Consider the following 12,957-nt stretch of genomic DNA (forward strand, 5'->3'; position numbering starts at 1 on the left):
AGCATGGCTTCCGGCAAAGATAAGTACGGCCGCCCCGTCGTCGTCGTCACCGGCCTCGGCGTCGTCACCTCGCTCGGCGCCGGTAAAGTAGACAATTGGGCCAAGCTGACCGCAGGCCAGTCCGGCATCCGTGAGATCACCCGCTTCGCCACCGACGGCATGAAGACCCGCATCGCCGGCACGGTCGATTTCCTGGGCGAGATGACGTCCGCAGCGCTTGCCGAACGCTTTGCCGATCTCGCCGCCGAAGAAGCGGTCGCGCAATCTGGCGTGGGCTCGCTCGGCCATTTCCCCGGCCCGTTGTTCGTCGCCGTGCCCCCGATCGAAATCGAGTGGCCGCAGCGCATGGAGCTGGGTGCCAAATCCGGCGCCAATACCGCGCTGACTTATGACGATCTGCTACGCGCAGCACCGCAATTTCCGGCCTATCACGAGCGTTTCCTGTTCGGTTCGGTGGCCAATCACATCGCCGACAAGTTCGGCACCCAGGGATCGCCGATCTCGCTGTCGACCGCCTGCGCCTCCGGCGCCAGCGCCATCCAGCTTGGCGTCGAAGCGATCCGCCGCGGCGATACCGACGCGGCCTTGTGCATCGGAACTGACGGCTCAATCAATCCGGAAGCCCTGATCCGCTTCTCGCTGCTGTCGGCGCTGTCGACCACCAACGACAACCCGCAAGGCGCATCGAAGCCCTTCGCCAAGAACCGCGACGGTTTCATCATGGCCGAAGGCGCCGGCGCGCTGGTGCTGGAAAGCTACGACTCGGCGAAAGCGCGTGGCGCCACCATCCTCGGCGTCATGGAAGGCTGCGGCGAGATGGCCGATTCCTTCCACCGCACCCGCTCGAGCCCGGACGGCAAGCCGATCATCGGCTGCATCAAGAATGCCCTCAAGGATGCCGGCCTCGAGGCCGAAGCCATCGACTACATCAACGCGCACGGCACCTCGACGCCGGAAAATGACAAGATGGAATATACCGGCCTCACTGCCGCCCTTGGCGAGCGTGTGAAGACGGTGCCGATTTCATCCAACAAGTCGATGATCGGTCACACCCTGTCCGCCGCCGGTGCGGTCGAGGCAGTGTTCTCCCTGCTGACGCTGCAGACTCAGCGTATTCCACCCACCATCAATTACGACGTGCCCGACCCGGCAATTCAGCTCGACGTCGTGCCCAACAAAGCCCGCGAGGCCCGCGTCACGCACGCCATGTCGAATTCGTTCGGCTTCGGCGGACAGAACGTGTCGCTCATCATGGGCCTGGAGCCGACGGCGTAATTCGCCGCACGGCCGAGTTCATAAAAACATGCGTGCATTGCAACTGATCGGCGACCGTCACCTCGAACTGGTCGACCTGCCCAACCCCGCCGCGCCCGCAGAAGGCGAGGTACAGGTTCGCATCAAGGCCGTCGGCCTCAATCACCTCGACGTCTGGGGCTTTCGCGGCATGGCCTTCGCCAAACGCAAGCTGCCGCTGATCGTCGGCGCCGAAGCCTCTGGAGAAATCGCCGCTGTCGGCCCGGGCGTCGCCAACTTCAAGCCGGGCCAGAAGGTCACGATGTACGGCGCGCAAACCTGCGGGCATTGCGCCAACTGCCGCGACGGCCGCGACAACCTTTGCGAAAATGTCGGCGGCGTGTTCGGTTTCCATATCGACGGCTTCGCCCGCGATCTCATGAACATGCCGGCGCGCCTCGTGGTGCCGGTGCCGGACAATGTCAGCCTGCGCGATGCCGCCTGTGCGCCGATTGCCTTCGGCACCACGCAGCACATGCTGTTCGACAATGCCAAACTGAAAGCCGGCGAGACCGTGCTCGTTCACGCCGCCGGCTCCGGCATCGGCTCGGTCGCCATCAAAATGGCCAAGGCGCTCGGCTGCACCATCATCACCACAGTCGGCGACGACGCCAAGGCCGAGAAGGCCAAGGCGTTGGGTGCCGATCACGTCATCAACTACAAGACCGACCGCTTCGAAGGCGTGACGCGCAAGCTGACGCAGAAGAAAGGTGTCGATGTCGTGTTCGAGCATGTCGGCGGCGAAGGCTTCAACGCCTCGCTGTTCTGTCTCAAGCGCGGCGGCCGTCTGGTCACTTGCGGCTCGACCGCCGGCCCGACCGTGACCATCAACCTGATGCAGCTCTTCCAGCAGCAGTACAAGATTTTCGGCTCATTCGGCTGCACCATCCGCAACATCCATGAGAGCCTCGCCAAGATGGCGGGCGGCATGGCGACCATCATCGACAGCGAATTTGCCCTGACCGACTTCGAGAAGGGTCTGGCGCGGCTGGAAGGCCGTCAGGTCTTCGGCAAAGTCATTATCAATTTCTGATGCCACTCAGGGGCCTGAAACAGCGGCTGCGCCGCGGCCTCAAGGCCACGGGCAATGCGGTGTCCGGCGCGGTGGCGATCGGCGTCATCAACCTGATGCGTCTGGCACGCCCCGACGCGGTCGGAAACGCCGCCGGTCGTGTGATGCGCGCCATCGGCCCCCTGCTCCCCGAGCACAAAATCGGCCGCGCCAACCTCACCGCCGCCTTCCCCGAGAAAACGCCCGAAGAAATCGACCGCATCCTGCTTGGCGTCTGGGACAATCTCGGCCGCGTCGGCGCCGAGTTCACGCAGCTCGATCGTCTCATCGACTATAACCGCGACCATCCCGAACGCGGACGTCTCGAAATTCCGAAGTCGCTGTTCGATAAATTTCTCGCGCTGGCCAATGATGGCAAGCCGGCTTTGGTGTTCACCGCGCATTTGGCCAACTGGGAATTGCCCGCGGTGTTCGCCGCGAGCCAGAAACTCGACAGTGCGGCGCTGTATCGCCGGCCCAACATTGCCGCCATCGACCGCTGGGTGCGCAAGACGCGCGCGGCCCACATGGGCGAACTGATCGCAACAGGACTCGACGCACCGGTGCGCATTGCCGATGCGCTCAAGCGCGGCGCACATATCGGTATGCTGGTCGATCAGTATTATGTGCGCGGCGTCGAGGTGACGTTCTTCGGTCGCAAGACCAACGCCAATCCGTTGATCGCGCGGCTGGCGCAGCACTTCGATTGCCCGATCGTCGGCGTGCGTGTCATCCGCCTCCCGGGCAATCGCTTTACCGCGGAGCTGACCGACGAGATCAAGCCGGTGCGCGACGCGAAAGGCGATGTCGATATCGCCGCGACCATGCAGGTCATCACCGGCGTGATCGAATCCTGGGTGCGCGAGCATCCCGAGCAGTGGCTGTGGCTGCACCGCCGCTGGCGGTGACCCCTTTCAGGTCCGCGTCGGCAGCCCCGCGGCTTTCCAGCCGAGTATGCCGCCGGCGAGATGATGATCGTAGGGGTAGCCGGCGTCCTGCGCCGCGACCGATGCCGTGATCGAACGGCGACCCGAACGGCAGGCAAAAACCACCTGTTTGCCCTGCGGATCGGGAATATCCGCCGGATTGAACGAGGACAGCGGCAGCAGCACCGCATCCGGATAGCTCTCAACCGCGGCTTCGTTGGGCTCGCGCACGTCGATGAGCAGGATACGGCCGGCGCGCACGCCCTCGTCCACCTCCTGCGGCGTCAGATTGATCACCTCGTCCGCGCGCGGCATTTCATCGGCCATGATGGCAACTCCTCCGATCCGAACGGCCTTGTTTAGCCAAGATCGCAGGCCGCCGCACGCGACTTTTTAAGGCCTGCGACGGTTGCCTAGATAGTGACCTGCGTGCCGACCTCGACAACGCGGCCGGTCGGGATCTGGAAGTAGTCGGTGGCGTCGTTGGCGGTGTGCGACAGTGAGATGAACAGGTGGTCCTGCCAACGCGGCATGCCGGACTGCGCCGCCGGCTTGAGCAGGCGCCGCGACAGGAAGAACGATGTCGACATGATGTCGAACGTCCAGCCAAGCTTGCGCGCGACCGCCAGCGCCTTCGGTATGTTCGGCTGCTCCATGAAGCCAAAGCGCAACACGATGCGCGAGAAGGTCTCGCCGACCGGCTCGATGCGAACGCGCCCGGCGACATCGACGCGCGGCGTTTGTGCCGTCTCAACGGTGAGAATGACGTTCTTCTCGTGCAGCACCTTGTAGTGCTTCAGGCTGTGCATCAGCGCGGTCGGTGCGAAAGCCGGATCGCCCGTCAGGAACACCGCCGTGCCCGGCACACGCGCGGGCGGCTTTCGTTCCAGACTCGCAACGAGTGTATCGAGCGGGATTTCCAGCTTACGGGTCTTTTGTATCAGCAGCCGGCTGCCGCGCCGCCATGTATACATCAGCACCATGACGACGGCGCCGAGCGCCAGCGGCATCCACCCGCCTTCGGCGATCTTCAGCATGTTCGAGGTCAGGAAGGTCAGGTCGATAACGAGGAATGGCAACATCAGCGCCAGCGCCGCCGCGAGCGGCCAGCGCCAGACCTTGTTGATAACGACGATCGCCATCAGTGCGGTGACCACCATGGTGCCTGTCACGGCGATGCCGTAGGCCGAGGCGAGCGCACTCGATGAGCGGAACAGCGCCACCAGCAACAGCACGCCGATCAAGAGCAGCAGGTTAACGCGCGGCATATAGATCTGGCCGGAGACCTCTTCCGAGGTGTGGCGGATTTCGAGGCGCGGCAACAGACCGAGTTGAATGGCCTGGCGGGTCAATGAATAAGCGCCTGTGATCACGGCCTGACTGGCGATCACGGTGGCGATGGCGGCGAGGATCACCATCGGCAGCAGCGCCCATTGCGGATACATCAGGAAAAACGGGCTTTCGATCGCCTTGGGGTTGGCGAGCACCAGGGCACCCTGCCCCAGATAATTGATCGTGAGTGCCGGCAACACCACCACAAGCCAGGCAAAGCGGATCGGGCCGCGGCCGAAATGGCCAAGATCAGCGTAAAGCGCTTCCGAGCCGGTGACCACGAGGAATATCGCACCGAGGGTGAAGAACCCGATGATGCCGTGATGGAAGAGAAAGTTGAGGCCGTAGTAGGGATTGAAGGCCTTCAGCACCAGTGGATTGTCGGCGATGTGAACGAGGCCGGCGACGGCGAGCGCCGCGAACCAGACCAGCGTCAACGGCCCGAAGAAGGTCGCGACCTTGGCGGTGCCGCGCGACTGCACGGCGAACAGCCCAACCAGGATCACCACGGTGAGCGGTACGATGTAATGCTCGAAGGCCGGCGTGACGATTTTCAAACCTTCGATCGCCGACAGCACCGACAAGGCCGGCGTGATGATGGCATCGCCGTAGAACAAAGCGCCGCTGGTAATGCCCAGCAGAATAACAAAGCCGCTCGATCGTCCGAGCGCGCGCGAGGCCAGCGCCATTAGCGCCAAGGTACCACCCTCGCCGTTGTTATCGGCTCGCAAAAGGATCAGCACGTATTTCGCCGTCACCACCAGAAGCAGCGCCCAGATGATCAGCGACAGGATGCCGAGAATGATCGCCTCGGTTACCGCATTGCCGGACCCGGCCGCCGCCAGCACGGACTCGCGGAAGGCATAAAGCGGGCTGGTGCCAATATCGCCGTAGACCACGCCGATGCTGCCCAGCGTCAGCGCCCAGAACCCGGCGTGAGGCAAAGGGGTGCCGTCAGCAAGTTGGCCCGGAGCAGCGGACGCGGAAGGTTCGGTCATGATGAGAATCCTGCTGTCACTGCCTTGGGCATGGACGCGAGTGGACGACTTTGTAACAACCTGACCTGCGCCGCCACCTTGCGTTTTCGCAAGTCATGCGACTGGCAGCCGCGAAACCGCAAGCCGATATCTCATATTTTTCCATAAAAACAATGCCTTAGGTGACGATATCAGACCGTCACCTGGGTACCGACTTCGACCACGCGCCCGGTCGGGATCTGGAAGAAGTCGGTGGCATCGCTGGCCGAACGCGCCAGCGCGATGAACAGCCTATCCTGCCAGCTTGGCATGCCGGACTGCGCCGATGGCCGAAGCGTGCGCCGCGACAGGAAGAACGACGTCGACATGATGTCGAACTGCCAGCCGTGCTTGCGCGCGATCGCCAGCGCTTTCGGCACGTTGGGGTTGTCCATGTAGCCGAACTTCAGCGTCACGCGCGCGAAGTGTTCCGACAGCGGCGTGAATTGCACGCGCTCCGAATCAGGCACGCGCGGCGTATCACCCGTAACGATGGTGAGAATGACATTGTGCTCGTGCAGCACCTTGTTGTGCTTGAGATTGTGCAACAACGCGGTCGGCGCGAAATCCGGATCGCTGGTCAGGAACACCGCGGTACCCGGCACCATATGCGGCGGCTTCTTCTCGAGGCTGCGCAGCAGCGTCTCGATCGGCACTTCGGCGCGGCGCGTCTTGTTGAGCAGGATTCCGGTGCCGCGCCGCCAAGTCAGAATGACCATCACGACGGTCGCGCCGAACAGCAGCGGCAGCCAGGCGCCGTCACCCACCTTGAGCAGGTTGGCCGAAAAGAACACCGAGTCGATGAACACGAAGGGCGCGACCAGCAGCGCCGCCTGCCACACCTTGAGCTTCCACAACTTCCAGAAGACGAAGAATCCCAGGGTCGCGTCGACCACCATCGTGGTGGCGACCGCGATGCCGTAAGCCGCCGCCAGCGACCCGGAGGTTCGAAACAGCCCGACCAGCAGCAGCACGCCTATGAGCAGCGCAAGAGTGACGCGCGGAATGTAGATCTGCCCGGCATGCGAGGCGGAAGTGTGCAGAATGGTCAGGCGCGGCAGCAGGCCGAGCTGAATGGCCTGATGGACCAGCGAATAGGCCCCGGTGATCACCGCCTGACTGGCGATGACGGTGGCGGCCGTCGCCATCACGATCATCGGTACCAGAAAACTCTCCGGTACCAGACGATAGAACGGATTTTCGATGGCCGAGGGATTGGCAAGAACCAGCGCGCCCTGCCCGAAATAGTTGATCAGCAGCGACGGCAGCACGAGACCAAGCCACGCCAACTGGATCGGCTTGCGGCCAAAATGGCCAAGATCGGCATAGAGCGCCTCGCCGCCGGTCACCACCAGGAACACCGCGCCAAGCGTGATCAGGCCGATATGGCCGTGGCTCAGCATGAATGACACTGCGTAGGCCGGGTTCAACGCCAGCAGAACGCGCGGATCGTCGTGAATGTGCAGCGCGCCAGCGATCGCGATCGACACGAACCATACCACCATAATCGGTCCGAAAAATGCGGCGACCCGGGCGGTGCCGCGCGATTGCACGGCGAAAAGAAGAATGAGAATCAAAACTGTCAGCGGCGCGACGTAGTGGCTGAAAGCCGGGTTGGCGAGCTTCAAACCTTCCACCGCGGAGAGCACGGAGATCGCCGGGGTAATCACCGAGTCGCCGAGAAACATGGCGGCGCCGATCACGCCGAGAAGCAGAATAAACGGCGTGCGCCGGCCAACCGCGCGCGTGGCCAGCGCCATCAGCGACAGCGTGCCGCCCTCGCCGTTGTTGTCGGCGCGCAGCAACAGCAACACGTACTTCAAGGTCACCGTGAGGATCAGCGCCCATACGATAAGCGACAAAACGCCGAGCACAATATCCGGTGTGACGCCGCGCTCATTGCTGGCCGCGAGCGCCGCCTCGCGGAAGGCGTAAAGCGGACTGGTACCGATGTCGCCATAGACGACGCCAACGCTACCGAGAGCCAGTGCCCAGAAGCTGGGGGCCTTCGTCTCGCCATTGGCCGTCGCCGTCGGGTCGGCCGACGCTGCCGGGTCGTTCACGCCGTTTCTCACCGCAAATCGGGTCCGCGACGGGACCGGGAGGCGGGCTTATATCACCGGGCCCCAGGAGAGAATACGGGCCTTTGGACTTGACTTGTTGATGGCCTTAGGTCCGGGAGCCGAGCCGGCTGGCGCAGATCAGGGGCGCAGGTCGGCCGGAATCGGCGGCTCTTCGCGGATCAGCGTAATCGTCACGCGGCGGTTGGGCGCCAGCGAGGGATTGTCGGGAAACAGGGGGTCGGTGTCCGCCTTGCCGGCGACCATGTAGAAATGGCCGGCCGGCACGCCTTCGGCGGCCAGAATCTGCCGCACCGCATTGGCCCGGTCGGCGGAGAGTTCCCAGGGACCGTAGCCGGACCGTGGCGGGATCGAACTGGTGGCGGTGTGACCGGCAATCGAGATCCGGAACGGCATCGCCCTGAGCGACGGGGCGATGCGCTGAATCAGGAGCCGGGTGCGCTCGTAAGGCTCCTTGGAGCCATCGGCGAACATCGAGCGGCCATCCTGATCCGTGATCTCGATATTGAGCCCCTGCCGGTTCTCCTCGACCATCACATGCTTGGAGACCTCGGTGATCTCCGGCATGCTTTGCAAGGCCTGACGCAGCGACGCAGCGGCGAGCGCGAATTTGCGGTCTTCCTGCATGCGCGCGCCGTAGCTGCGGTTCATGCCCTTCTCGTCGGGTGCCGGCGTCGGCGAAGCATCCTTGGGATCGATATTGGCCACGCTCTTGAGCTTCGGCCGCGTCGGCAGGCCCATCACTTCGAGAACGCCGGAATAGCGAACCTTGTCCTGAACACCGAAGGCATCGCGCATGGAACCGGCGACGACCTGAAGCTTGGCCTGATCCTGGGTCGAGAAAGCGACGAGCATCACGAAAAAGCTCATCAGCAGGGCCATAAGGTCCGCGAAGGTGACGAACCAGCCGTGACCGCCACCGTGACCGCCGCGTTTCTTGGCCATACGCTACTACTCTGAAAGAGACCCCCTGCCCCGACCTTACGCGGTCGCGGCAGCAGCCTCCGCCCCTTCCTCTGCGTGCCGGTGCTTCTCCGGCAGATAAGCCAGCAGCATTTCCCGCACCAGCGCCGGGCTCTTGGCCTCGCGCATCATCAGGATGCCGTCGATGATCAGCGTGCGATTGATTTCCTCGTCGACCAGCTTGACGTGCAGCTTGTCGGCGATCGGCAGACAGAACAGGTTGGCGACGAGCGCGCCGTACAAGGTGGCGAGCAGCGCCACCGCCATGAACGGGCCAAGCTTGGATGGATCGGACATGTTGGAGAACATTTGCACCATGCCGATCAGTGTGCCGATCATGCCGAAGGCCGGGGCGCAATCCCCGATGGCGCGGTAGATCTTCTGGCCCTCGTCGAGATGGGTGAGGAAGTTGTCGCGGTCGCGCTCGAGATTGTCGCGAATGAAGCCGGCGTCGTAGCCGTCGGCGACGAAACGAATGCCTTTGGCAAGGAACTGATCTTCCGTCTCGGCCTTTTCCAGACCGATCGGGCCTTCCTTACGCATGACCTCGGCAAGGCCGGCGATCTCGTCAACCAGGTCGCGCTGGGTGATGTTGCGCATGGTGAAAGCGAACTTCATGCCGAGCGGCAGGCCATGCACAATCGCCACCAGCGGAAAGCGGATGAGGGTCGCCGCGAGCGAGCCGCCGAAAATGATGATGATGGCGTGGATGTCGTAGAACATCCTGAAGTCGCCGCCCATCAGGATGAGGGTCGCGATGACGGCTATACCAGCCACAATGCCGATGCCGGTCGTGATATCCATCTTACGCTCCACCCAACAAAAGACGCCGCGCCCCTGGCGATCGGGGGCACTTCGCGACCCTAGACGGTCGCTATTAAGACCCAGTAAAGGCTAACCGACCGGAAACGCCGGAATACGGTCACAGCAGCGCGTTTCGACGCGGGTCGTTTTTCGTGACGCGCCGGTCATTCAAATACTCTGGAAATCTTTGCCAAAAGGTCATCCAATGGCGGTCACAGCGGCCCAGACCGTTAGAAAAGAATTAACCCGGAGGAAGCGGCGCCATGCGTGAGATCGGCCATTTCATCGGCGGCAAGACCGTCAAAGGCAGCTCCGGCCGGACCGGCGACGTCTTCGATCCGAATACCGGCGAAGTGCAGGCCAAGGTCGCGCTGGCATCCAAGGCCGAAGTCGAAAAGGCCATTGCCAATGCGGCGGCGGCGCAGCCGGCCTGGGCCGCAACCAACCCGCAGCGCCGCGCGCGGGTGATGTTCAAATTCCTCGAACTGATCGCCAAGGAAAACGATAGCCTCGCCCGGCTGCTGTCATCCGAACACGGCAAGACCGTTCCCGACGCTAAAGGCGACATCCAGCGCGGCGTCGAGGTGGTCGAGTTCGCCTGCGGTATTCCGCACCTGCTCAAGGGCGAGTTCACTGAAGGCGCCGGCCCCGGTATTGATCTTTATTCCGTGCGCCAGCCGCTCGGCGTGGTCGCCGGTATCACGCCCTTCAACTTCCCGGCCATGATTCCCCTGTGGAAGGCGGCGCCGGCGATCGCCTGCGGCAATGCCTTCATCCTCAAGCCGTCGGAGCGCGATCCGTCGGTGCCGATGCGGATTGCCGAGCTGTTTCTGGAAGCCGGATTGCCGGAGGGCATTCTCAATGTCGTCAACGGCGACAAGGAAGCGGTCGATACGATCCTGACCGATCCGCGGGTCCGCGCCATCGGCTTCGTCGGCTCGTCCGACATCGCGCAATACATCTATGCGACGGGCGCCGCGCATAACAAACGCGTGCAGTGCTTCGGCGGCGCCAAGAATCACATGATCGTCATGCCGGACGCCGACATGGACCAGGCAGTCGATGCGTTGGTCGGCGCCGGTTATGGCTCGGCCGGCGAGCGCTGCATGGCGATCTCGGTCGCCGTCCCGGTCGGCAAAAAGACCGCCGACCTGCTGATGGAGAAACTGATCCCCCGCGTCGAGGCTCTCAAGGTCGGCCTGTCGAGCGATCCGCAGGCCGATTACGGCCCTGTCGTCACCAAGGCGGCGCTCAATCGCATCCGCGATTATGTCGACACCGGCGTCAAGGAAGGCGCCAAGCTCGCCGTCGATGGCCGCGGCTTCAAGATGCAGGGCTACGAGAACGGCTTCTTCATGGGCGGCTGTCTGTTCGACGAGGTCACATCCGACATGCGCATCTACAAGGAAGAGATCTTCGGCCCGGTGCTGTCGGTAGTCCGCGCCAAGGACTACGAGGAAGCGGTGCGTCTGCCGTCGGAGCACGAATACGGCAACGGCGTTGCCATCTTCACCCGCGACGGCGACGCGGCCCGCGATTTCGTCAGCCGCGTCCAGGTCGGCATGGTCGGCGTCAACTTCGCCATCCCGGTGCCGCTCGCCTACCACACCTTCGGCGGCTGGAAGCGGTCCGGCTTCGGCGACCTCAATCAGCACGGGCCCGACTCAGTGCGTTTCTATACAAAGACCAAAACCGTGACCTCGCGCTGGCCGAGTGGCACCAAAGGCGGCGCCGAGTTCACCATTCCGACGATGAAGTAAAAGAGGACCGACGTTGCGCCGCGACACCGGCAAGTCTCTGCCAATCCTTTGCCTCGTAATGCTGACATTGGCCCTCGCCGGCTGCGGCGGCGGCGCCGCGCTCATGTTCGGCGCCGATGAGAAGCCGCAAGCCGCGGGTGGCGCCGACGTCGGCAAAGAACTGGGGATGGAAGGCCGCTGGGTTTTGGCGGCGCCGAACGCACCCAGCTGCGGGCTGACCTTCACCGGACCGCCGAGCGCGACCGACGGCCGTGTCACGCCGGACGGCGGCTGCCCGGAGCGCTTCTTCCTGGCGCGACGCTGGCGGCTGTCCGACGGCCTCCTCACCGTCATCGATGGCGACGGCACCTCGCTCGGCACGTTCCGCAACGCCGGCGACCGCTTCGACGGCAAATCCGCCACCGAGACAACGATCACGCTGTCGCGCTAGTCTTCCGCGTCACGACCACCCAAGGGACCGAATTCCAATGGCCGACTATCAGCTTTACTGCTTCGCCCAATCCGGCAACGCCTATCGCGCCGCGCTGATGCTCAACCTGATCGGCGCCAAATGGGAGCCGGTCTGGATCGACTTCTTCGGCGCCGGCGTGCAGCGCTCGCCCGAATATCGCGGCGACGTCAACGAAATGGGCGAAGTGCCGGTGCTGGTCGACGGCGCGAAGAAGCTGTCGCAGTCGGCGGTGATCCTCAGCTATCTGGCGCGCAAGTCGGGCAAGTTCCTGCCGAAAGGCGAAGACGAAGAGCTCGAGGCCTTGCGCTGGATCATCTTCGACAACCAGAAGGTCAACGGCTTCCTTGGGCCGTTCCGCTTCCTGCGCACGCTTGCCAAGGTGCCGGGCGATCCGGCCGTGCTCGCCTTCCTGAAGGGCCGCGCCGACGGCAATCTCGCCATCGTCAACAAGCGACTGGAGAAGGCGCCGTTCCTGCTTGGCGACAAGCCCACCATCGCCGACATTTCGATGTGCGCTTATCTCTATTATCCGGCCGAGGAATTCGGATTCGATATCGCCAAGGAGCATCCGGCGATCGCCGCCTGGCTCAAGCGCATCGAGGCCCTGCCCGGCTGGGGCCACCCCTACGACATCATGCCGGGCTATCCGCTCGGCACGCAGGGCTACCGCAACAAGAAGAGCTGACGCTTACTTGTGATGGTGATGACCATGGCCATGATGGCCGTGGTCATGATCGTGGGCGTGATGATCGTGGGAATGATCATGCCCGCAGCCGCACGCATGGTCGTGATGATGCTCATGCCCGTGATGGGCGTGATCGTGGCCATGCGAGTGGCCTGACGGCACCTCATAGGCGCCGCCTTCCGGCTCGAACGGCGCTTCGAGCGGCGTGACCTTGGCGCCGAGCGCTTTCAACAAATCTTCGGTCGCCGGTTCGCGCAGCGCGCGGATGCGGTTCGGCAGAAGCTGCACGGCGATGTGGCGGTCACCGAGATACCAGGCGATACGGGCCAGCGCCGAGACGTCGGCAGCGCGCGCCTCGAGCAGCGGCTCCGTGCTGGCGACGACTTCGACGAAGCTGCCGTCATCGAGCGCAATGACGTCGTCGGTGTGCAGGCGGCCCTGGAAGGCCATGTCGAGCGTCTGCCCCTTCACGGTGGCGACACGAAACGATCCACCCGCGCGCTGGACATGATCGAGCAGCACGCTGTCAGCTGCGGTGAGACCGCGGGCATCGTGGGCGGCAAAGATGTTGGTGGCGCGCGGCATGGTCGATTGG

12 protein-coding genes are annotated in these 12,957 nt (G+C 63.6%); 6 read left to right on the top strand and 6 right to left on the bottom strand.

Going from position 1 to position 12,957, the window contains the following annotated elements; all coding sequences use genetic code 11:
- The first annotated feature begins 3 nt into the window (after positions 1 to 3).
- The 3 genes from DXH78_RS15110 to DXH78_RS15120 are packed head-to-tail and all read left to right on the top strand — an operon-like array spanning position 4 to position 3,252.
- Complete coding sequence (locus DXH78_RS15110; protein ID WP_115518059.1) at positions 4 to 1,275, top strand: beta-ketoacyl-ACP synthase; 1,272 nt, start codon at positions 4 to 6, stop codon at positions 1,273 to 1,275.
- Positions 1,276 to 1,303: 28 nt separating this feature from the next.
- Positions 1,304 to 2,326 (top strand): zinc-binding dehydrogenase, encoded by a 1,023-nt coding sequence (locus DXH78_RS15115; protein WP_115518060.1) that lies wholly within the window; start codon positions 1,304 to 1,306, stop codon positions 2,324 to 2,326.
- Positions 2,326 to 3,252: a lipid A biosynthesis lauroyl acyltransferase gene (locus DXH78_RS15120; protein WP_115518061.1), complete on the top strand. Its 927-nt coding sequence runs from the start codon at positions 2,326 to 2,328 to the stop codon at positions 3,250 to 3,252. The genes DXH78_RS15115 and DXH78_RS15120 overlap by 1 nt, the downstream gene beginning before the upstream one ends.
- A gap of 6 nt (positions 3,253 to 3,258) precedes the next feature.
- On the opposite strand, the gene DXH78_RS15125 is transcribed toward DXH78_RS15120, so the two are convergent.
- From DXH78_RS15125 to DXH78_RS15145, 5 genes are all read right to left on the bottom strand, one after another.
- Positions 3,259 to 3,597 carry a rhodanese-like domain-containing protein gene (locus DXH78_RS15125; protein WP_115518062.1) on the bottom strand — a complete coding sequence of 113 codons (339 nt, stop codon included), beginning with the start codon at positions 3,595 to 3,597 and terminating at the stop codon, positions 3,259 to 3,261.
- Between the two features lie 86 nt (positions 3,598 to 3,683).
- The gene (locus DXH78_RS15130) at positions 3,684 to 5,600 is read right to left on the bottom strand and encodes a potassium transporter Kup (RefSeq protein WP_115518063.1); all 1,917 of its coding nucleotides are present in this window, start codon (positions 5,598 to 5,600) and stop codon (positions 3,684 to 3,686) included.
- A 170-nt stretch (positions 5,601 to 5,770) separates the two neighbouring features.
- Complete coding sequence (locus DXH78_RS15135; protein WP_245416925.1) at positions 5,771 to 7,606, bottom strand: potassium transporter Kup; 1,836 nt, start codon at positions 7,604 to 7,606, stop codon at positions 5,771 to 5,773.
- Between the two features lie 213 nt (positions 7,607 to 7,819).
- Positions 7,820 to 8,644, bottom strand: a complete 825-nt coding sequence (locus DXH78_RS15140) for an OmpA/MotB family protein (RefSeq protein ID WP_115518065.1) — start codon at positions 8,642 to 8,644, stop codon at positions 7,820 to 7,822.
- A 36-nt stretch (positions 8,645 to 8,680) separates the two neighbouring features.
- Complete coding sequence (locus DXH78_RS15145; RefSeq protein WP_115518066.1) at positions 8,681 to 9,466, bottom strand: motility protein A; 786 nt, start codon at positions 9,464 to 9,466, stop codon at positions 8,681 to 8,683.
- Between the two features lie 263 nt (positions 9,467 to 9,729).
- On the opposite strand from DXH78_RS15145, the gene DXH78_RS15150 reads away from it, so the two are divergent.
- The 3 genes from DXH78_RS15150 to DXH78_RS15160 are packed head-to-tail and all read left to right on the top strand — an operon-like array spanning position 9,730 to position 12,362.
- The gene (locus tag DXH78_RS15150; protein ID WP_115518067.1) at positions 9,730 to 11,226 is read left to right on the top strand and encodes a CoA-acylating methylmalonate-semialdehyde dehydrogenase; all 1,497 of its coding nucleotides are present in this window, start codon (positions 9,730 to 9,732) and stop codon (positions 11,224 to 11,226) included.
- Positions 11,227 to 11,239: 13 nt separating this feature from the next.
- Positions 11,240 to 11,656: an AprI/Inh family metalloprotease inhibitor gene (locus DXH78_RS15155; RefSeq protein WP_147292657.1), complete on the top strand. Its 417-nt coding sequence runs from the start codon at positions 11,240 to 11,242 to the stop codon at positions 11,654 to 11,656.
- Positions 11,657 to 11,693: 37 nt separating this feature from the next.
- On the top strand, positions 11,694 to 12,362 hold the full coding sequence (locus tag DXH78_RS15160) for a glutathione S-transferase family protein (RefSeq protein WP_115518069.1): 669 nt from the start codon (positions 11,694 to 11,696) through the stop codon (positions 12,360 to 12,362).
- A 3-nt stretch (positions 12,363 to 12,365) separates the two neighbouring features.
- On the opposite strand, the gene DXH78_RS15165 is transcribed toward DXH78_RS15160, so the two are convergent.
- Positions 12,366 to 12,947, bottom strand: coding sequence for an urease accessory protein UreE (locus tag DXH78_RS15165; RefSeq protein ID WP_115518070.1), 582 nt, complete (start codon positions 12,945 to 12,947; stop codon positions 12,366 to 12,368).
- Positions 12,948 to 12,957 lie beyond the last annotated feature (10 nt).

Source organism: Undibacter mobilis (genome assembly GCF_003367195.1).
GTDB classification, from domain to species: Bacteria; Pseudomonadota; Alphaproteobacteria; order Rhizobiales; family Xanthobacteraceae; genus Pseudolabrys; species Pseudolabrys mobilis.

Bases quoted from the DNA above. Each gene is read 5' to 3' on its own strand.
- DXH78_RS15110 (WP_115518059.1), top strand. From the start codon at position 4: ATGGCTTCCGGCAAAGATAAGTACGGCCGCCCCGTCGTCGTCGTCACC.
- DXH78_RS15115 (WP_115518060.1), top strand. From the start codon at position 1,304: ATGCGTGCATTGCAACTGATCGGCGACCGTCACCTCGAACTGGTCGAC.
- DXH78_RS15120 (WP_115518061.1), top strand. From the start codon at position 2,326: ATGCCACTCAGGGGCCTGAAACAGCGGCTGCGCCGCGGCCTCAAGGCC.
- DXH78_RS15125 (WP_115518062.1), bottom strand. From the start codon at position 3,597: ATGGCCGATGAAATGCCGCGCGCGGACGAGGTGATCAATCTGACGCCG.
- DXH78_RS15130 (WP_115518063.1), bottom strand. From the start codon at position 5,600: ATGACCGAACCTTCCGCGTCCGCTGCTCCGGGCCAACTTGCTGACGGC.
- DXH78_RS15140 (WP_115518065.1), bottom strand. From the start codon at position 8,644: ATGGCCAAGAAACGCGGCGGTCACGGTGGCGGTCACGGCTGGTTCGTC.
- DXH78_RS15145 (WP_115518066.1), bottom strand. From the start codon at position 9,466: ATGGATATCACGACCGGCATCGGCATTGTGGCTGGTATAGCCGTCATC.
- DXH78_RS15150 (WP_115518067.1), top strand. From the start codon at position 9,730: ATGCGTGAGATCGGCCATTTCATCGGCGGCAAGACCGTCAAAGGCAGC.
- DXH78_RS15160 (WP_115518069.1), top strand. From the start codon at position 11,694: ATGGCCGACTATCAGCTTTACTGCTTCGCCCAATCCGGCAACGCCTAT.
- DXH78_RS15165 (WP_115518070.1), bottom strand. From the start codon at position 12,947: ATGCCGCGCGCCACCAACATCTTTGCCGCCCACGATGCCCGCGGTCTC.